Genomic DNA, 18,044 nt, shown 5'->3' with positions numbered 1-18,044 from the left:
CCTGCCCAGCCCCCTTTGGTCCTCCGAGGAGATGGACGAACAAGCCCGGAGCAGGCCGGCCCGGGCCGATCGGACAACGGCCCGTCAGGCCCGGGGACGGCCGGTCACGTTCCCGACGCCGCCAGGAACCTCAGCACCGCGAGGACGCGGCGGTGGTCCGCGTCGGCGGTGGGGAGGTCGAGTTTGGCGAAGATGTTGTTGATGTGCTTGGCCACCGCGCTCTCGCTGACCACCAGTGCCTGCGCGATGCCGGCGTTGGAGCGGCCCTCGGCCATGACGCCGAGGACGTCGCGTTCGCGCGGGGTGAGCCGCTTCAGTGGGTCCAGGTCGCGGCGCAGCAGGAGTTGTGAGACGACCTGCGGATCCAGTGCCGTACCACCTTCCGCCACCCGCCGCACCGCCGCCACGAACTCCGCGACATCGGCGACGCGCTGCTTGAGCAGGTAGCCGACGCCGCCGGCGTTGGTGGAGAGCAGCTCGGCCGCGTACCGCTCCTCCACGTACTGCGACAGCAGCACCACCGCCGTCCCCGGCCAGCGCCGACGGATCTCCACCGCGGCGCGCACTCCCTCGTCGGTGAAGCCCGGCGGCATCCGGACGTCGACCAGCGCGAGTTCGGGCCGGTGCTCCGCCACTGCCGCCAACAGTGCCTCGCCGTCCCCGACTTCGGTGGCGACCTGGAACCCGCCCATCTCCAGCACCTTGACCAGGCCGACCCGCAACAGCACCGAGTCCTCGGCGATCACCGCTCGCACGGCAACTCCGCAGCCACTGTGGTCGGCCCGCCGACGGGACTGCTGACCTGCAGGGTGCCGTCGATGGAGCCGACCCGCTTGGCCAGCCCGCTCAGTCCCGTGCCGGCTCGGGCGTCGGCCCCGCCCAGCCCGTCGTCGGTGATGTTCACCCGCAGCACCTTACCGACCCGCCGGACGGTCACTTCGGCACGCGTCGCGCGGGCGTGCTTGGTCACGTTGGTCAGCGCCTCCGAGATCACGAAGTACGCGACCGACTCCACGGCGGGCGCTGCCCGCTCCGCCAGATCGACCCGCAGGCGCACCGGGAGGGGCGCCCGGGCGGCCAGTCCGGACAGCGCCGCGTCCAGGCCCCGGTCTTCGAGCACGGCCGGATGCAAGCCCCGTACCAGGTCGTTGAGTTCCTCGATCGCCCGCTTGGCCTCCAGGTGTGCCCCGGCGAGCGCTTCACGGGCTCCGGCCGGCAGGTCGGGCTGGGTGGCCATCGCCAGGCCCAGGTTGACCGCGAGCGAGACCAACCGCTGCTGGGTGCCGTCGTGCAGATCGCGCTCGATGCGGCGACGCTCGGCGTCGACGGCTTCGATCAGGCCGGTGCGGCTCTGGTCCAACTCGTCTACCCGCTCGCGGAGTTGCTGGGCCGGGCTGGGGCCGAGCAGAGCCATCGCCACACGCGACTCTCCGCGGGCCGCCGCCCCCGCCGCCCACGGTACGGCGCAGAGCAGGACGAGTCCGCCCAGCGTGTAGCACGGCAGTTGCGTCGTGTTGCCGAACCACTCCTCGCGCACCTCCACCGGCAGCCCCCACGCCCAGGCGGAGCAGGTGGCGCCCGCCAGGCCCAAGGGCAGCGCCATGAGCACCAGCAGTTCCGACACCGCCAGGACCGGGCCCAGCAGGAGGTGGTAGCCGAGCTGCCCCCAGGTGCGCGGCGCGCGGAGCCAACGGGCGGCCGCCGCCCACCACCACTGCTTCCCCGGCGCGGGCGTCGGCCGGGGGAGGTACACGCCGAGCAGCGCCCGGTGCCTGGCCCGCTGAACAGCCGTCAGCACCGGGACACCGAGCAGGATCACGGCGACCGAGGTGGGCAGCGCGAGCGGCCAGTTCCCGGCCTCGACAGCGGTCGCCACGCCCCAGCTCCACACCGGGATCAGCGCCAGGTGCGGCAGGACACCGGCAGCCAGGAAGCCGGCGTCCCGCCGCGCCCGAAGGACCGAGCGCCACAGCCCGGGAGGAATCATCACGGCTCGAACCTAGAGCACCACGACCAGTGCGTGCCATGCGCCCAGGACCCGGTCCGATGGTGAAACCAGTACCACCAAGGAGGGCTCGGGTCCGGCGGGCCCGGGGGCGTACTTCTCCCCCTGACGCCGCGCGTCCACCTGGACGCCCGAAGGCGCCTTCGGCCTTCACCGCTTGGTATGCGGCGGGGGCCCAAGGCGCCTTGTCGTACGGTCGTTGGGAGCGAATCGTCAGCCGAGCTGCCCGGTCGGCCGCATGGTGATGTGGTTGATGTCCACGCCCGCGGGCTGGTTGACGGCGAAGACGATCGTGTCCGCGATCTGCTCGGCGGTCATCGCCGGCGCCGCCTCGGGGGTTCCGCCGCGCTCGTCCCAGAACGGGGTGTCCACCACCCCGGGGGCGACGACGGTCACGCCGACTCCGTCCTTGCCGACCAGCAGCCGGGTGTTCTCGGCCAGCGCGTGCGCGGCCCACTTGGTGACCGAGTACAGGTTGCCAGGCGTGTTGCGCACCCCGGCGACCGAACCGATGATCACGATCCGGCCCTTGGACTCCCTGAGGTGCGGCAGGGTCTCCCGCACCAGCAGGGCCGGGCCCAGGACGTTGGTGAGGACCATGGCGCGCATGTCCTCGGGGGCGTGGCTCTCCAGGTTGCCGGGCAGTGAGAAACCGGCGTTGGCGATGACGTTGTCCAGTCGGCCCCACGCGTCCACCACGCGGCGCACGGCGGAGGCGACGTCGTGCGCGTCGCTGGTGTCGCCGGTGATCGTCAGCAGCCGCTCGCCCGCTCCGGCCGAAGCGGCGAAGGCGGCCAGCTTGTCTGCGTCACGTCCGGTGACGGCCACGCGGTGGCCCTGCTTGAGCAGGGCGCGGGCGGTGGCGGCGCCGATTCCGGTCGAGCCACCGGTGATCAGCGTGACGGGTTCCATGGGACGGCCTCCTCGGCGATATGGGTCATCGGGGCTCCGCCAGGGTCCCGGATGCCGGCGAACGCGAGGTGGCGCGTGAGGTCGGCCGACTCCGCGTCACCGGTTCCCCGAAACACTGCACTATACCCAGCGATCTTCCGACCGAGCCGGTACGCCATCGCCGACCGGCCACGATGCCGTACGAAGTGGCCGAACCCGTCCTGCCGGCCACCGTGTTGGGCCCTGCGCGGCGGCGCGCAGGGCCCGGGCTGCGCTCACGCTCCTGGTCCGGCAATCATGACGGAGAGGAGTACGGGAGGAACCAGCGGTTGGCTGTGGTCACGTCTCGCGCCCCGGGCTTCACCGTCAAGGGCCACGCCGCACGCCGTCGTCCCGCCGCCTGGTCGCTTCAGCTCGGACCGTCGGATTGCCGCACCGCGGGCAGGGACTTACAACGGCAACTCGCCCGGCAGGTGCCGCGTGTCGTTGAAGACGACCACCGACGTCGGCCGGCCCGGTGCGTAGCGGACGACCGTCAGGGCCGCGTTGGCGTGGTTCAGCCCGAGCCACCGCCATTTCGGCGCGTCCAGGGCCTCCCGGACCAGCCACCCCACCAGGAAGTTGTGCGTCACGACCAGCTCGTGCCGCTCCTCCTCCCCCGCCACCGGCCCGGTGAACTCCTCCACCGCCCGCCGCGCCAACCCGGGACCCCGCCGCCGTTCCTCCGGCGTCGCCTGCTCCAGGAACCGCACCAGGTGGTCGGCGCAGTCCGCCGGCAACTCGGCCCGCTCCGGCACGTACGGCACGTAGTCCCCGGCCACCTCCGTCTCCCGCAGCACCGCGCCGCCGCCCAGCTGCTCCCCCACCAGGCGCGCGGTCTCCGCGGCCCGCGCCAACGGCCCGTGGTGCACCACCGAGATCGGCCGCCCCCTCAACCGCCGGCCCAGCAGCACCGCCTGCCGCCGCCCGTTCTCACTGAGCCCGCTCTCGTCCGCCAACGCCTCCCCGTGCCGCACCAGATACAGGTACCGCGTCGCCGTCCCCGTCATCCCAGGCCTCCCCCTGCGCGATCTTGAACCCGCTGTCCAGGGACCGACGCCGGCCATTCCCACTCCGGTTCCGGCCACAGCCCTCGCAAGCCCCTCACCGAACGTGGCAGCAACGAATGGACCCGTCCCGCCACCGGAAGGAGACCCCGGATGTCGCAGAGCCTCAATTCCGGCGGAAAGTAAGCAGGACGTCCGCCGCGCCCAGGGGCGAAGCGCCGAGCGAGAAGCGGCATCAGCCCTGCTGATGCGCAGTGAAGCAGACCGCGTTGGACGTGATCGCAGACACGGCTTCAGGATGGCCGAATGACCGTTACCTCTGCTGTCGCCTCCTTCGCCGTCGTGGCGGGCATGCTGACCATCATGCCGGGGCTGGACACCGCTCTGGTGTTGCGTTCCGCCATCACCCTGGGCAGGCGCCGGGCCTTCGCGACGGCGCTGGGGATCCTCTGCGGCGTGCTCGTGTGGGGCGTGGCCGCCGCGGTAGGTGCCGCGGCGGTGCTCACGGCATCCCATCTGCTGTACGACGCGCTGCGCGTGGCCGGTGCGGGGTACCTGGCCTGGCTGGGGATCGGCATGCTTCGCCGGACGCTCAAGGAGCGCGGCCGGCCCACCTCGGGGGATGCGGCGGACGGAGCGGGAGCCACGACCGCGGAGGCGACGTGGGCACGGTCCTGGGCGCGCGGGCTGGGCACCAGCCTGCTGAACCCGAAGAACGGCGTCTTCTACATGGCGATGCTGCCCCAGTTCATCCCCAGCGGCACCTCGCATCTGCTGATGGGGGTCGTCCTCGCGGCCGTGCACGACCTGGAGGGGCTGGTCTGGTTCAGCGCGCTGATCCTCGGCACCCAGCTCGTCCGCCGGTGGCTGAACCGCGGCTCGGTGCAGCGGGCCATCGACGCGATCACCGGCTCGGTCCTCGTCGGCTTCGGCGTCAAGCTGGCACTCGGAGAGAACTGAGCGCCGGGACCGACCGGCAGGGACGGCAAGGCGTCGACCGCGAGCACACCAGGCCGGGTCCTGCTCTCCCAGTTGTGAGGGCCCTGCCCACCCGGGCAGAGCCTCCACACCCATGACCTACCGAAGGAGCCACCGCTCCGACGGCTCATCAAGCCATGCCCAGTGGCCGCCCTCGGGGGTCACCGTGAGACCGAGCCTGCCCGGGTGCGGCTTCCCACTGCCCCGCCACCACTCGTACGCGGCCTCGACCTCGTCCCAGAGCCGGCGCGGCCCGTGCTGGTAGACCGTGAACCGGTCCTCCTCGCTGCCGTCGTGGTCCACCGCCGCCCACGACGCCGCATCCGTGGTGGCGATCCACAGCCGGTCCGCCACCCCGTACACCGGCGCGTCCTCCCAGGTGTGCCAGACGTCGCCGAGGCGGTGCCCGATGGCGAACGCCGCGTCTCCCTCCACCACAGCGCGACGGGGCAGTGTCGTCTCGGACTTGGCCGACCGGTGATCGTCCTTCACGACGTCCCGGTAGATCCCCAGGTGGGTCCGCTGGGTCCGCATCAGCATGAACGCGCTGTCCGGGCTGTACCAGCCGACCGCCGTCCCGTCGTCGCCGACCAGCAGGTGCAGAAGCCCCCAGTGCGCCCACGGGTTGTCCCACGGGGTGAGGATGGTGCCGCCCGGCCGCGTCTGGTCGACCCACGCCGGGGGTATCTTCTGCACCGCGCACGTGGCCACCACCCGGTCGTACGGGGTGTTCCGGCTCCACCCCAATGCCCCGTCACCCCAAACGACTTCAGGCCCGAACCCGGCCTCCTTCAGGACGACACGGGCCCGCACGGCAAGGGCCGGGTCCAGCTCGATCGTGGTGACGTTGCTGTCGCCGAGCCGGTGCGACAGCAGGGCGCTCGTCCAACCGGTGCCGGTGCCGATCTCCAACACCTTCATCCCCGGCTGGAGATCGAGCATCTGAAGCATCCGGAAGACGACCGACGGTGCCGAGGAGGAGGACGACGGCCACGCGTCGGCCAGATCATCGGGCACCGTGCCGTCATTGAGCTGCGTCACCACCGGCTCGTCGTCATAGGCGGCGGCCAGCCACCGGTCGGGGCCGCTCCGGCGGTCGCACGGTCGGTACCCACCGCCGTCGTCGTCCAGCCAGATCAACTCGGGAAGGAAGCAGTGCCGGGGTGCCGCTTCGGCTGCCTTCGTCCACTCGGGGGCCACATCGCGGCCGATGGTCTCGCGAACGGCCCGGAGCAGGCCGCGCACGTGGGCCTGCTCCGGGTTGTGCTGGTAGTCCGTCACCGTGAGGTCACTTCCGGTGCTTCGGGTCGGGGGTGGGACCCTTGCCGTCCTTCGAGGGGGACGGCCCGATCACCGGCCCTCCGGGCTTGGCGTGGCCGCCGCCCTTGCCGTCGTTCGGGCCACCCTTGTTCTGATCCCCCATCAGCGTCCACTGCTTCGTAACGGTGGTCGCCGTGCGGCCGGGCAAACCGCTGGCCGGGACCATCGGACCCGGCCCGGGCGGCGCCGGAGGCTGTGGAGTTGGGGGTTGCGGGGTCGTGAGCGTACGCATGCCGGTACTCCTCTTGGTGGTTGCGAGCCGCGCGGGCCACCCCTTCGACCGGTCGCGTCACCGGCCTGTCACTTTGGGTGACTGGCCACCACGTTGGAGAGCCTCGGCACGCGCCCTCAACGAAGTTGCAGATGATTGCGCCACTTCAGCCGAGCGCGGTACGGGCCGACGCGATCAATGCCCGCGCGGCATCGCCGTGGACAGCCATCTTTGCCAACTCGCCGAACGCCCGTTGGTAGTCGGCAATCTCGCGTGGCTGCTTCACCGTGACCTCGGCGGTCAGAGTCTCCACGGCAACTTCCCGGTCATCGTGGAGATAGAACGCCTCCAACGGCCAAATGATCCGCTCCACCCCGAGAGGGATGACCCCAAGTGAGACTCCGGGCAGCGGCATGACCGTGAGCAGGTGATCCAAGCGGCTGGCAGGGTCAGACGATGTACTGCTCGTGGGGGACGGCGCGCTCCCACACGGCCTCGAACGCCGAAGAACAGAGCCGCGCAACAGCCTCGTCCTCGGTGTAGGAGGTCCGCGGGTCCGCCCAGTCCCCCGTTCCGGTGAAGTGGTTGAAACGAACCGCCCGACCGTCGAACACCCAGAAGTCGTTCCCCGGCAGCGCAAGGTCGGACGCACGCCTGCGCGGCAGCCAACGTACTTCCTCGCCGGCTCCGATGTTCACCGGGGTCATCGCGTGTTCGTAGCGGATGTAGTCGGTGACCGGCTCGGAGATGATCCGCGCACGGCGCAGCACCACCCCACGGGCGACAGCCTCGCGCACCATTGCAGTCCACGGCGCCCAGTACTCCGACTCCGGGTCGAGGTCCGACTGACCGGTCTGCTTGAACCTCTCGACGGCCGGCAGCTCGTCGGCCACTCCGTAGCTGTCACGCATCTCCAGGTGCACAGCAGTCCTCTGAGCGCCCTTCAACAATTCAGAGAAGTCCGGCGCGATCGGCTGCATCGCAGGCCTCCCTCAGGATCGGCACCATCCGAACCGGCATCCGGATCACGGACTCGCCGTCCGGGATGCCCGGCTCGTGGCCGGCGGACCACCCCACTCCGCTGATCTCCGCGGTCAGAGCCTCGCCCGCCGTCCATCCCTGAATAACGATCTCCCCCGTACCGACGTCCACCCACACCGTGGGAGACCCCTCCTTCCCGGTCTCGGGGTCGATCCCGATGAACTCCAGCGCCATGGCATTGTCCCCTGTCCAACCGGTTGCGAAATCTCGCAAGGACCCTCGCAAGCACCTGACTGCCCGCCAAGGGCGCACGGTAGCAAAGTGGCTTTCGAGAACCACGCTACGCGCCGCCATCTTCCCGCTTGCTCGCTTCAGCTCAGGCGTGCCGCTCCTCCTCCATCGCGCGCCACACCAAGCCGGGGCCGCACCGTCGCCATGCAGCAGGGATCGGCGCAGTCCGCCGGCAACTCGTCCCGGTCCGGCACGTACGGCCTTCGTCCAGGCCATCGAGGACCGCTCTCCCGCGCCTTCACCGCCTGGCCCCGGAGCGCCTTCGGGCCTCCGCCGATCCGGCGGAGGCCCGAATGAGTCCACACGCCCTCGCGGCATGCGGTGTCCGGCGTGCGGCGTGCGGCGTGCAGTGTGCGGCGTGCAGTGTGCGGTGTCCCGCGTGCGGCGTCCGGCGATCCGCCCGCCCCCGCCTACCGCAGGGCCGCGAGGTACGCGAGCACCTCGTCGCGGGCGGCCGCCGGGGCGGTGAGGGCGATGTGGTTGTCCGGGCGGACGAGGACGAGGGCGTCGCCGGTGATTCCATAGGCGTCGCGGGCGGCGTCGTCGGGGTCGTCGAGGAGGACCGGCCGGACGTGGCCGGGCAGGTCGGCGAGGGCGGGGCGGGCGCTCGGACCGAAGCCGAGCAGGGTGAAGTGGTCACCGGCGAACTGCCCGAAGAGGCTGGACGGTTCGCCGTCGGGGCCGGAGCAGACGGCGTCCGGCGCCCGGTCGCCGGCCTGGAGCGGGCCACCGAGGCGGTCGGTGGCGAGGCGGCTCCACCGGTAGCCGAGCGAGAGGCCGGTGACGTCGGCCACCCGGCCGGCTTCGACGCCGACGCCGGGGGTGCTGATGCCCTCGGTGACGGCGGCCATCCCGGCGGTGCTGACGTCGAGGGTCCAGGCGGCGATCGGCAGCCGCTCCTCCTGGTAGGTGTCCAGCAGGGCCGGTCCCGCCAGGCCGCGCAGCACGTGCCCCAGCTTCCAGGCGAGGTTCCAGGCGTCCTGGATGCCGGTGTTCATGCCGAGCCCGCCCGCCGTGGGGTGGACGTGGGCGCAGTCGCCGGCCAGGAAGACCCGCCCCTGGCGGTAGCTCTCGGCCATCCGGACGTTGACCCGCCAGGTGGACAGCCACGTGGCGTTGGTGAGCTTGAGGTCCTCGCGGCCGGTGTGCCGTGCGGCCAGCCGCTGGAAGCTCTCCAGCGACGGGGCCACCGCCCGGCCGTCGGCGTCCCTCTCGGGGCTGGCCTGCAGCTGCCAGCGGCGGCTGCCCTCGAACGGGCAGAGCATGAACACGCCCTCCGGCCCGAACCACTGGTGCCAGGCGCCCGGCTCCAGGCCCTCGACCTCGACGTCGCCGCAGACCATCATCGGCTCCGGGTCGCCGTCGCCGACGAACGGGATCCCCAGCAGCTTGCGCACGGTGGAGCGGCCGCCGTCGCACGCGACCAGGTACTCGGCGGAGATCCGCCCGCCGTCCGCGAGGCGCACCTCCACCCCGTCACCGTCCTGCGTGAAGTCCGCGAGCTCGGTGGCGAGTTCGACCGCCACCCCGTACTCGGCGAGCTTCTCGCGCAGCAGCCGCTCCACCCGCGTCTGCGGGAGCCACAGGCTCGCCGGATACGGGGCGACATCGCTGGGGCGGACGCCGGCGAACGGCTCGCTCTCCTTGACGAACTCGCCCTCGAAGTACTTGCGGAACGGCAGGTGGGTGCGGCCCTCGGCTGCCAGCCGCTCGCCCAGGCCGAGGTCCGCGAGCACCTCCAGGCTGCGCGGATTGAGGGTCTTGCCGCGCGAGCCGGTGTGGAAGGCCGCCGCCTTCTCGATCACCCGGACCGCCACGCCCTGTCGCGCCAGTCCGCACGCCAGGGTCAGTCCGGTCGGCCCCGCCCCCACGATCACCACGGTCGTCATGTCTGTCCGCCCCTTCCGGTTGTCGATGCACACCATGAAACAGCAACCCAGTAACAAATGCAACCGGGTAACAAATGTCTCCGGGTTATGATCTCGGCATGAGCCCGAGTGAGCAGCGCACGCGTCCGACCAAGCCGACCGAGCCGACCGGGCCGGACAGGGGTCCGGAGGCGGACCTTGACCCAAACCCGGGCGCAGACCCTGACGCGGCCCCTGGCACGGGCCCTGGCACGGGCCTGCGGACCATCAAGAAGCAGCGCACCCGGCAGACCATCGCCGACGTGGCCATCGCACTCTTCCTCGAACGCGGTTTCGACCGTGTCTCGGTGGCCGAGATCGCCGCCGCGGCCGAGGTCTCCAAGCCCACGCTCTTCCGCTACTTCGGCAGCAAGGAGGAGCTGGTCCTGCACCGCTTCGCCGACCACCTCGGCGAGGCCGGGCGGGTCGTGCGCGACCGCGAGGCCGGACTCACGCCGTTGGACGCCCTGGAGCGCCACCACCTGCAGCGACTGGCGGCCCGGGACCCCAACACCGGGCTGTCCGACCACCCGGAGGTGCTCGCCTTCCTCCGGCTGATCTACGAGACCCCCAGCCTCTCCGCCAACCTGCTCGACTACATGGACGCCGACACCCGCGCGCTCGCCGAGGCGCTGGACCCGGACGGCGGCGTGGCCGCCCGGCTGGTCGCCGCCCAGTTCACGGCGGTCCGCCAGGTCCTCGCCCGCTCCACCTGGGACCGGCTCGCCGCGGGGCAGGACATCGGCGACGTCGCCCGCATCGCCGCCGCCGAGTCGACCGAGGCGTTCGCACTGCTGCGCGACGGCGCCGCCACCCGCGGATTCTGACCCGCGGGCACGGCAACGGCACGCACCTCGGGGCCTGTTGGGGGCGCGACAGCGTGGCGGCGCACCCGGGGCTGCGCTCCGCCGCGTACAGCCGGCCGGCCCGGCAGGCGGAGCGGACGGGACCGGCCCCTCCGCTCGACAATCACGTTGACCTGCGTGGGCGGGACGGAGATCGTGAGCCCATGACGGACAGCACCTGGCTCAATCGCGATCACCAGCTCGTCCCCGGCAAGGAGCTCTTCCGCAGCGAGCGCTGGTTCCACCTCCTGGCCTACACGGCGAGCCACAGCCAGCTCCTGATGCGGAGCGTCGGCCGGCCCGACGAACCCGGCGAGCCCGAGACGACGATCGACCTGCTGTTCAAGCCCGTCACCGTGGTGAAGATCCGTGACAACCACCGCGGCCTGGCGATCAGATGCGCGACCGAGGCCGAGAGCGCGCAGGTCAAGGCCGAGCACGCGAGCGTCTCCTTCGACCGGGACGATCACGTCTTCGTCCTGGAGAGCCAGGGCGAGTCCGACTACGTGGTGGCCATGGCCGTCGGCTGGACGGAAGGGGTACTCGGCCACACGCAACAGAGCTTCTTCAGCCACGTCGACCCCGGCAGGCCGATCTGGCCCAGCCGGCCCTTGGCCGGGGTCGACCCCGGCCTCACCATCGCCTCGACCCGGGATCTCGTCGAGGCGCTGTCGGCCGAGGAGAGCGTCACGATCCGCCGGGAGCGTCACCGCTTCGTCCACGTCGTCATGACACGGGTAATCCGCCCCGACGGGCCCGCCGTCACCGGAGCGGGCGTCTTCCTGACCAGGGCCGACGCCGAGAACGCATTGGCCGCGATCACCGCGAGGTCGGTCGACTGCTGGATCGAGGAGCTCCCGATCGCAGTCTGACCGGGAGCCGCCCGCCCTTGGCAGTTCGGAGCAACCGGCCCCCACGAGCAGGGGACGCCCTTCTCGTCGAAGGACGTGCCGTCACGGACCACCTCTGCGGCGCGGGAGGCCGCGGGTCTCGCATCCCGAGACCGCCACCGTGATCCGGGCCACCTTCCGGGTGCCGTGGCTCCGGCGTGCGCGATCATGACCGGATGGACGCTCGTTTCCTTGGCATCGATGAGCTGGTCGAAGTCCCGTCCGTGGCGGTCGTCGTCGACGTCATGCGTGCTTTCACCGTGACCGCCTGGGCCTTTGCCCAGGGGGCGGAGAAGATCGTTCTCGCCGAGTCGCTGGACGGAGCCCTGGCGCTCAAGGCTCGTCACCCGGACTGGGTGGCGCTCAAGGACGGTCCGGCCGCGCCCGGGTTCGACGCCGTCAACTCGCCCGGCCTGCTGCGGTCCGTCGACCTCGGCGGACGGACCGTCGTGCAGAAGACCACGGCAGGAACGGTCGGCGCCCTCGCGGTCAGGGAGGCGTCGCTGGTGCTGTGCGCCGGCTTCGTGGTGGCGGAGGCAACGGCGCGGCTGTTGCGGGAACGTGAGTGCGACAGCGTCACGTTCGTGGTCACCGGCGAGGGCGGGCGAGCCGACGAGGACCTGGCGTGCGCCCAGTACATCGCCCGGAGAGCCGCCGGGGCCGTGACGGACGCCGCCGGGTTCCTCCGCCGCGGCGCCGAGTCGCGCGCCGCGGCCGAGCTGACGGAGGGTGTGCGCCAGGGAGTCCACCCCGACGACGTCGCGCTCTGTCTTGAGCTCGACCGCTTCCCCTTCGCCGTGGTGGCGTCCTTGGAGGACTCGCTCATGGTCCTGCGTCCGCGCGCCGTGCCTTCCCTGACGGACGAGGCCTCGATCTGACCGCCGGCATGGTCCGGCGGCCGCGTGTCCGGGGGGCGTTCACGCCGCCAGGGCGGCGGTGCGCAGGTGGGCGGCGGAGCGGGCCAGACGGAACGCCGCGAGCAGGGTGGGGCAGAAGCCCAGCGCGCAGGCGGTGAGGACGCCGGCCGGGCTGAGGCCGGCGGAGGACGCGACGGCGACGACGGCGGCGGCCAGCGGCGTGACCAGGACCGGGCTGAGCAGCAGCAGGGTCGCCTGGGTCTTCTCCCGGCGGCTCCACTGGGCGGACTTCGCGACCCGGACGGCGGCGGCGACCGCGGCGATCAGGGCGAGGGCCGGACCGATCGCCGGGACGAGGAGCAGCGGCATCGGCAGCACCGCGAGGACCAGGGTGAGGGTGGTGCGGCGGCCGGTCTCCGGCTCGGGGCGGGCCTGGCCCTCCTCGGCCAGCGCGGCGTCGGCGATCTGCCGGGGGCTGCCGAGCTGCGCGAGGACCTGCCGGACGGCGTCCTCGTCGGCGCTGTCGTGCTCGGCCAGCGTGACCTCGACGTGCTCGCGCAGGTCCGCCAGCAGTTCGCGGCGGCGCTCGGCGGGCAGCGGGGCGGTGTACCGGTCGACGGCGTCGAGGTGGGCGCGGACCAGGGGGTGCTCGATGGGGTTGTTCACGGGTTCTCTCCTGGGGCGAGGACGTGGTCGACGGTTTCGCGGAAGGCGGGCCACAGCGTGCTGAACTCCTCCAGCGCGCTGCGGCCCGCTTCGGTGAGGCTGTAGTAGCGGCGGGACGGGCCACTGGCCGAGTCGCGCAGGAAGGTGTCGGCGAGCCCGGCGCGGCGCAGTCGGGACAGCAGGGGGTAGATCGTGCCCTGGCTGGTCGCCAGCATCGGGAAGCGGCCGAGTTCCTGCAGCAGCTCGACCCCGTAGCGCGGTCCGTCTCGCAGGAGGGCAAGGACGCAGTACTCCAGCACGCCCTTGCGCAGCTGGGTCGCCACCGGTCCGTCCGCCGCGTCGGCTCCACCCTTGGGGTTTGTGATGCCAGGTACCATGCATCACAAGGTAGCATGCGAAGCCAGATAGCGAGAGGGTCACCGCTCCGTCGCCGATCTGCCGCCGCTCCGCCGCCGCTTCGCCGCCAATTCGTCACCGCTCCGCCGCCGATCCGAGGGTTTCGGCCCGGGCCGTCGAGGACGCACCCTCCCGCGCCTGCTCGCCCCCCGCACGAGCCATCCACGCGCACCAGTCACACGCACCAGTCACCCGAGCCGCTCACAGAGCCGCGCACAGAGCCGCCCGAACCAGCCTTCGGGGACTGGAGGTTGGCGAACGAGAACCGAAGAACCCTGGTGGACGAGGAACCAAGTCCGTACCATCGCGGCGGGGCACCGGCGAGGGAGGGCGCGATGCACGGACAGGAGTTGGCCGCGGCCGCGGTCGGGATACTCGTCGACTCCGCCGCTCGCGGGACGACCGCCGGGTCGCCGGATCAGGACGTGGTCTCGCTCGTGCGTGAACGGCTCGGTCGGACGCAGCTCGGCACCGCGGCACTCTTCCGGCTCGACGGCGAACGGAGCAGCGGCGCGGCGGACATCGTCCGCAGCGTCCTGGCCGATGAGATCTCCGGCGACGCCGCGTTCGGGCAGATGCTCCAGGCCGCCGTGAACGGCCGTCCACCGCTGAGGCCGGCAGGGCCCCCGGTGTCACCGCCCCCGCCCCACTCGCCCCCAACCCAGCCGCCCCCGGTCCCGCCGCCACCGCTCCCGCCGCGCTCCCCCGCCGTCACCCACCGGCGGCCGCCTGCTGCTGCTCCGTCCAAGGTGCGGCCTCGTCCGAGCAGGGGCCGCGTCGTCACGGTGTGGCTGCTCGGCCTGCCCCAACTGCTCGTCGTCCTCATCTGCGAAAGCATCGCCGTACAGCTGGATGCGCCGTCGGCCGTCGTCCCGCTCCTCCTTGGCGTCGCGACCCTCCTCACCATCACCGGGATCACCCTCGGCGCCGGCGCCCTGCAGCGGTCGAGCAGCCTGATGCTGCACGCGGGCGTGATGGTCGACGCCTTCCTGCTCCTCTCACTGGTGTTGAGGTTCCTCCGGGCCTGACCGGCCATTGCCCCGCCGTTGCCCCGCCGTTGCCCTGCCGTTGACCGGCCGTCGGCAGGGCGCCTCACCCCTCACCCCGGGACCGCCGACGCGCTCCGGGCCACGGCGGCACCTGCCGTGACCCGGAGCGCTCCTTCCGCCCGCCGACTGGTCAGTGCGCGTCGTCGGGTCAGTGAGCTTCGTCAGGTCAATGTGCGTCGTCGGCGGCCTCGGCGTCGGGCTCGGTCGTCGCGGCCCCGGCACGGCGGCGCGACGTCATCGCCCAGGCAGCCGGGACGGTCGCGGCGAGCAGCACCCCGGCCGTGACCAGCGCCTGCTGCGCGCTGGTGGCCGCGGCCTGGCCGGAGCCGTCGCCGCTCAGGTAGACGCCACCGATGACGGCGACGCCGAGGGTGCCGCCGAGCTGCTGGACGGCGTTGAGGAGCCCGGCCGCCGAGCCGGTCTCCTGCGGGGAGACGCGACTCAGCGCGGTGCTGAAGAACGGCGGGGTGAACAGGCCCACGCCGAGTCCGGCCAGGGCGAGGGCGAACGGAAGACCGACCGGGTAGTCGCCGGCGGACGCCGTCCGGTAGGCCAGGGCCGCGGCGGCGAGGCCGACGGCCAGGGTGACGAGGCCCGCGTGCAGGACGCGCGTGCCGTAGCGGGCGTAGAGGCTGCCGCCGGCCGCGAAGGAGGCGACCGCCAGGCCGCCGGACCACGGCAGCAGGGTGAGGCCGGCGGTGAGCGGGCCGCTGTCCAGGCCCAATTCCAGGTGCAGCACCACCGTGATCATGACGCCGTTCATGACGGCGAAGAACAGGGTGGAGGTGGCGAGTGCGGCGGGGAAGGCGCGCCCGCGCAGCAGGGACGGCTCGACCAGCGGGGTGCGGCCGGCGGCCGCCGCGCGGCGCTGGTGGACGGTGAAGGCGAACAGGACGACCGCACCGAGCGCGGCGGCGGCCCACGCGGTGGCGCTCGGCGCGCCGGTCCCGGCGGCGAGCGGGCACACCAGCAGCGCCGTGCCCGTCATGGCCAGGGCGGTGCCGGCCGGGTCGAGGCGGGGGCGTACGGGGGCGCGGTCCTCCCGCAGGCGCGGGGCGATGGCCAGGACGGCGGCCGCGAGTGGCAGGTTCACCAGGAACACCGCCCGCCAGCCGGTTCCGAACAGGTCGGCGTGGGTGAGCACACCGCCCAGGACGGGCCCGAGGACTGCGGACAGCCCCATCACCGGGCCGATGGTGCCCAGCGCCTTGGGGAGTTCGTCGTCGTCGAACATGGCCCGGATCAGTCCGAACGTCTGGGGGATGATCAGGGCCGCCGCGGCGCCCTGCAGCGCGCGCATGCCGATCAGGACGGTGACGTTCGGGGCGAGCGCGCAGGCCAGCGAGGTGAGGGCGAACGCGGTGACGCCGATCCGGAAGACGCGCCGGCGGCCGGCGATGTCGCCGAGGCGCGCGGCGGTGAGCAGCCCGAGGGCGAAGGTGAGGGTGTAGGCGGCGCTGTACCAGGGGATCGCGGCGGCGGGGCCGCCGAGGTCGGTGTGGATGACGGGGCCGGCGACCTGGACGATGGTGGCGTCGAGGAGGTTCATGGCCTCGGCGGTGAGCAGCGCGATCAGGGCGGTCCACCGCCACCGGTACGGACCGGGGGCCGGCCCGTCGGGTGTGGCCGGGGAGTCGTGGGCGGCCGGGGCGTGGTGGACGGGCGGCCGGTCGGACGTGGCCAGGGTGTCGCGGGCGGTGCGGGTGGCGGCGCCACCGGTGCCGGCGGGCGCGGTGGAGTGTTCGGCCATGGGAACCCCCGTGGGTCGTGTGTGGTCCGCGGATGAGCGGCGCGCCGCGCGTCGTTCCGGCGTCCGGCCGCCTGACCACCACCCTGAACCGCCCCCTGCCACGGCTTCCATTCCTGGCCACCAAATCGACGATTTCCTCCATTCTGGTCCGCTACTTTGGTGGATATGCTCGAACTGGACGACCTCGACCGCGGCCTGATCCACGCCCTCCATGTGGACGCCCGCGCCCCGTTCACCCTCATCGCCGACGTCCTCGGCTCGTCGACCCAGACCGTGGTGCGCCGCTACCGCCGCATGCACGCCGAGGGCGGCCTGCGCGTCGTCGCCCTGCCGACCCCGAGCAGCACCCGCGAGCACCAGTGGTTGCTCCGCCTGACCGCCGCGACCCGCACCGCCCACGACATCGCGGTCGCGCTGTCACGCCGTCCCGACACCTCGTGGGTCCGGCTGACCTCCGGCGGCACCGAGATCGTCGCGATCATCAACACCGCGCCCAGCGGCCCCGACGCCCACTCACTCCTGCTGCGCGACATCCCGCGCACGACCGGGATCACCGGGGTCTCCGCGCACTACCTGCTGCACACCTACCTCGGCGGGCCCACCGCGTGGCGCGGCCGGGTCAGCACGCTCACCCCCGATCAGGAGGCCCGGCTGCGCGCCCACGACGCCCCGGGCGGTGTCACGGCCGAGGCGACGGGCGGTGTCACGGCCGACGTCGCAGGCGGCGCCACGGCCGGCGTCACGGCCGGCGCCACGGGCGACGCCCCGTACACACTCACCGACGCCGACCTGCGCCTGCTCGCCGTGCTGCGCGAGGACGCCCGGACCAGCTATGCCGACCTCGCCGCCGCGACCGGCTCCACGCCCTCCACGGTCGCCCGTCGCCTGACCGAACTGCGGGCGCGCGGTGCGCTGTTCTTCGACGTCGACATCGAACCGGCCGTCCTCGGCGCCACCGTGTCCGCGCTGCTCTGGATGCAGGTCGCCCCCAGCCGCCTCGACGAGGTCGCCACCACCCTGGCCGCCCACGACGAACTCGCCGTCGTCGCCGCCACCACCGGCTCCACCAACCTGGTCGCCCACGCCCTGTGCCGCGACGCGGAGGCCCTGCACCACTACCTGACCCGACGCGTCGCCCTGGACGCCATCACCCGCATCGAGACGGCGCCGGTGCTGCGCACCTTCAAGGCCGCCGCCACCCTTCGCGGCTGACGGCCCGACCGCCCCGCAGGGTCACGGCGGCCCGGCCGCCCCGCACGGTCACGTGGCCCGGCCGCCCTTCACGGCGGGTCAGCCCCGGGCCCTGGCCGCGTCCCACACGGCGCTCTCGACGAAGTGCACGTCGTAGGTGTCCTGATCGGGCAGCAGATCGTCGAACCGCTCCCGACCCCAGGCGATCCCGGACAGCCGGCGGAAGTACTCGAAGCGCTCCACCCCCGGCGTGGCGACGACGAGCAGGTCCGTCGAACTGCCCGGTGCCGCACCGAAGGCGTGCGGCAGACCGGGCGGAACGGCGACCAGACCCCCGGCGGCCACGGCCTCCGTCCGCTCGCCGAGCAGGAACTCGGCCGCGCCGTCGAGGACGGTGAACACCTCCCAGGACACCGCATGACAGTGCGGCCTGGCACCGTCCGCGCCGACCCCGAGGGTCAGCCGGTTGGCCCCGAACGCGCCGCCCGTACTGCTGGCATCGGCCAGCAACTGAAAGGCACCGTGCGGCAGTTCGGCGCGCTCCACCTCGGCCGCCTGCACCACGAACGCGCCCGCCGCCCCGCCGGCGATCCCCGCTGCGCTTCCCATTCCCATCTCCTCCTGCTCCGCTTTCCGGCTTTACGGCTTCCCGGCTTCCCGGCTTCCCGGCTTCCCGGCTTCCCGGCTTCCCGGCTTCGACCGTCCCCGCCCTCCGACCTTCGGAGCCGGGTTCGTCGCCCATTGGACCGGCCGGGATGATCCGCGGACCA

The 18,044-nt window shown here is 72.6% G+C and carries 19 protein-coding genes and 1 pseudogene; 6 read left to right on the top strand and 14 right to left on the bottom strand.

Annotated elements, in window-relative coordinates:
• Positions 1–104 precede the first annotated feature (104 nt).
• The 4 genes from J5Y04_RS03590 to J5Y04_RS03575 form a co-directional block, all read right to left on the bottom strand.
• Complete coding sequence (locus tag J5Y04_RS03590) at positions 105–755, bottom strand: response regulator transcription factor (protein WP_209410295.1); 651 nt, start codon at positions 753–755, stop codon at positions 105–107.
• On the bottom strand, positions 743–1,987 hold the full coding sequence (locus J5Y04_RS03585) for a histidine kinase (protein ID WP_245204290.1): 1,245 nt from the start codon (positions 1,985–1,987) through the stop codon (positions 743–745). The genes J5Y04_RS03590 and J5Y04_RS03585 overlap by 13 nt, the downstream gene beginning before the upstream one ends.
• A 231-nt stretch (positions 1,988–2,218) precedes the next feature.
• Positions 2,219–2,917 (bottom strand): SDR family oxidoreductase, encoded by a 699-nt coding sequence (locus J5Y04_RS03580; protein ID WP_209410293.1) that lies wholly within the window; start codon positions 2,915–2,917, stop codon positions 2,219–2,221.
• 428 nt (positions 2,918–3,345) lie between these two features.
• Positions 3,346–3,945 carry a histidine phosphatase family protein gene (locus J5Y04_RS03575; protein WP_209410292.1) on the bottom strand — a complete coding sequence of 200 codons (600 nt, stop codon included), beginning with the start codon at positions 3,943–3,945 and terminating at the stop codon, positions 3,346–3,348.
• Positions 3,946–4,248: 303 nt separating this feature from the next.
• On the opposite strand from J5Y04_RS03575, the gene J5Y04_RS03570 reads away from it, so the two are divergent.
• Positions 4,249–4,902: a LysE family translocator gene (locus J5Y04_RS03570; protein ID WP_209410291.1), complete on the top strand. Its 654-nt coding sequence runs from the start codon at positions 4,249–4,251 to the stop codon at positions 4,900–4,902.
• Between the two features lie 117 nt (positions 4,903–5,019).
• Here J5Y04_RS03570 and J5Y04_RS03565 read toward each other — a convergent pair whose 3' ends face one another.
• The 6 genes and pseudogenes from J5Y04_RS03565 to J5Y04_RS03545 all read right to left on the bottom strand — a co-directional run bounded on the left by J5Y04_RS03565 (position 5,020) and on the right by J5Y04_RS03545 (position 9,612).
• Positions 5,020–6,201, bottom strand: coding sequence for an rRNA adenine N-6-methyltransferase family protein (locus J5Y04_RS03565; RefSeq protein WP_209410290.1), 1,182 nt, complete (start codon positions 6,199–6,201; stop codon positions 5,020–5,022).
• A gap of 7 nt (positions 6,202–6,208) precedes the next feature.
• Positions 6,209–6,343: a hypothetical protein gene (locus tag J5Y04_RS42790; RefSeq protein WP_256463450.1), complete on the bottom strand. Its 135-nt coding sequence runs from the start codon at positions 6,341–6,343 to the stop codon at positions 6,209–6,211.
• A gap of 274 nt (positions 6,344–6,617) precedes the next feature.
• Positions 6,618–6,890, bottom strand: a pseudogene (locus tag J5Y04_RS03560) (Scr1 family TA system antitoxin-like transcriptional regulator); the annotation flags it as partial.
• A 10-nt stretch (positions 6,891–6,900) separates the two neighbouring features.
• The gene (locus tag J5Y04_RS03555) at positions 6,901–7,431 is read right to left on the bottom strand and encodes a DUF6879 family protein (protein WP_209410288.1); all 531 of its coding nucleotides are present in this window, start codon (positions 7,429–7,431) and stop codon (positions 6,901–6,903) included.
• Positions 7,403–7,666 carry a hypothetical protein gene (locus J5Y04_RS03550; protein WP_209410287.1) on the bottom strand — a complete coding sequence of 88 codons (264 nt, stop codon included), beginning with the start codon at positions 7,664–7,666 and terminating at the stop codon, positions 7,403–7,405. The genes J5Y04_RS03555 and J5Y04_RS03550 overlap by 29 nt, the downstream gene beginning before the upstream one ends.
• A 467-nt stretch (positions 7,667–8,133) precedes the next feature.
• Positions 8,134–9,612 (bottom strand): FAD-dependent monooxygenase, encoded by a 1,479-nt coding sequence (locus J5Y04_RS03545; RefSeq protein WP_209410286.1) that lies wholly within the window; start codon positions 9,610–9,612, stop codon positions 8,134–8,136.
• A 281-nt stretch (positions 9,613–9,893) separates the two neighbouring features.
• Here J5Y04_RS03545 and J5Y04_RS03540 point away from each other — a divergent pair, with 281 nt between their 5' ends.
• The 3 genes from J5Y04_RS03540 to J5Y04_RS03530 all read left to right on the top strand — a co-directional run bounded on the left by J5Y04_RS03540 (position 9,894) and on the right by J5Y04_RS03530 (position 12,243).
• Complete coding sequence (locus J5Y04_RS03540; protein ID WP_374105944.1) at positions 9,894–10,457, top strand: TetR family transcriptional regulator; 564 nt, start codon at positions 9,894–9,896, stop codon at positions 10,455–10,457.
• 182 nt (positions 10,458–10,639) lie between these two features.
• The gene (locus tag J5Y04_RS03535; RefSeq protein ID WP_209410284.1) at positions 10,640–11,347 is read left to right on the top strand and encodes a hypothetical protein; all 708 of its coding nucleotides are present in this window, start codon (positions 10,640–10,642) and stop codon (positions 11,345–11,347) included.
• A gap of 194 nt (positions 11,348–11,541) precedes the next feature.
• The gene (locus tag J5Y04_RS03530; RefSeq protein WP_209410283.1) at positions 11,542–12,243 is read left to right on the top strand and encodes a 2-phosphosulfolactate phosphatase; all 702 of its coding nucleotides are present in this window, start codon (positions 11,542–11,544) and stop codon (positions 12,241–12,243) included.
• Positions 12,244–12,282: 39 nt separating this feature from the next.
• Here the strand turns inward: J5Y04_RS03530 and J5Y04_RS03525 are convergent, their stop codons facing one another.
• Both J5Y04_RS03525 and J5Y04_RS03520 read right to left on the bottom strand, forming a co-directional pair.
• Entirely contained in the window at positions 12,283–12,888 is a 606-nt protein-coding gene (locus J5Y04_RS03525) for a hypothetical protein (RefSeq protein ID WP_209410282.1), read from the bottom strand.
• Entirely contained in the window at positions 12,885–13,265 is a 381-nt protein-coding gene (locus tag J5Y04_RS03520) for a PadR family transcriptional regulator (RefSeq protein WP_209410281.1), read from the bottom strand. Before J5Y04_RS03520 ends, J5Y04_RS03525 begins: the two co-directional genes overlap by 4 nt.
• A gap of 354 nt (positions 13,266–13,619) precedes the next feature.
• Between J5Y04_RS03520 and J5Y04_RS03515 the strand changes: the two genes are divergently transcribed.
• Entirely contained in the window at positions 13,620–14,312 is a 693-nt protein-coding gene (locus J5Y04_RS03515) for a hypothetical protein (RefSeq protein WP_209410280.1), read from the top strand.
• Between the two features lie 187 nt (positions 14,313–14,499).
• Here the strand turns inward: J5Y04_RS03515 and J5Y04_RS03510 are convergent, their stop codons facing one another.
• The gene (locus tag J5Y04_RS03510; RefSeq protein ID WP_209410279.1) at positions 14,500–16,083 is read right to left on the bottom strand and encodes an MFS transporter; all 1,584 of its coding nucleotides are present in this window, start codon (positions 16,081–16,083) and stop codon (positions 14,500–14,502) included.
• A gap of 165 nt (positions 16,084–16,248) precedes the next feature.
• On the opposite strand from J5Y04_RS03510, the gene J5Y04_RS03505 reads away from it, so the two are divergent.
• On the top strand, positions 16,249–17,295 hold the full coding sequence (locus J5Y04_RS03505) for an Lrp/AsnC family transcriptional regulator (protein ID WP_209410278.1): 1,047 nt from the start codon (positions 16,249–16,251) through the stop codon (positions 17,293–17,295).
• A gap of 78 nt (positions 17,296–17,373) precedes the next feature.
• Here J5Y04_RS03505 and J5Y04_RS03500 read toward each other — a convergent pair whose 3' ends face one another.
• Positions 17,374–17,883 (bottom strand): cupin domain-containing protein, encoded by a 510-nt coding sequence (locus J5Y04_RS03500; RefSeq protein ID WP_245204208.1) that lies wholly within the window; start codon positions 17,881–17,883, stop codon positions 17,374–17,376.
• Positions 17,884–18,044 lie beyond the last annotated feature (161 nt).

Source organism: Kitasatospora sp. RG8 (assembly GCF_017813315.1).
GTDB lineage: Bacteria > Actinomycetota > Actinomycetes > Streptomycetales > Streptomycetaceae > Kitasatospora.
Note: the sequence above shows the minus strand (reverse complement) of the source record. Positions and strands in the feature narration are given on the sequence as shown.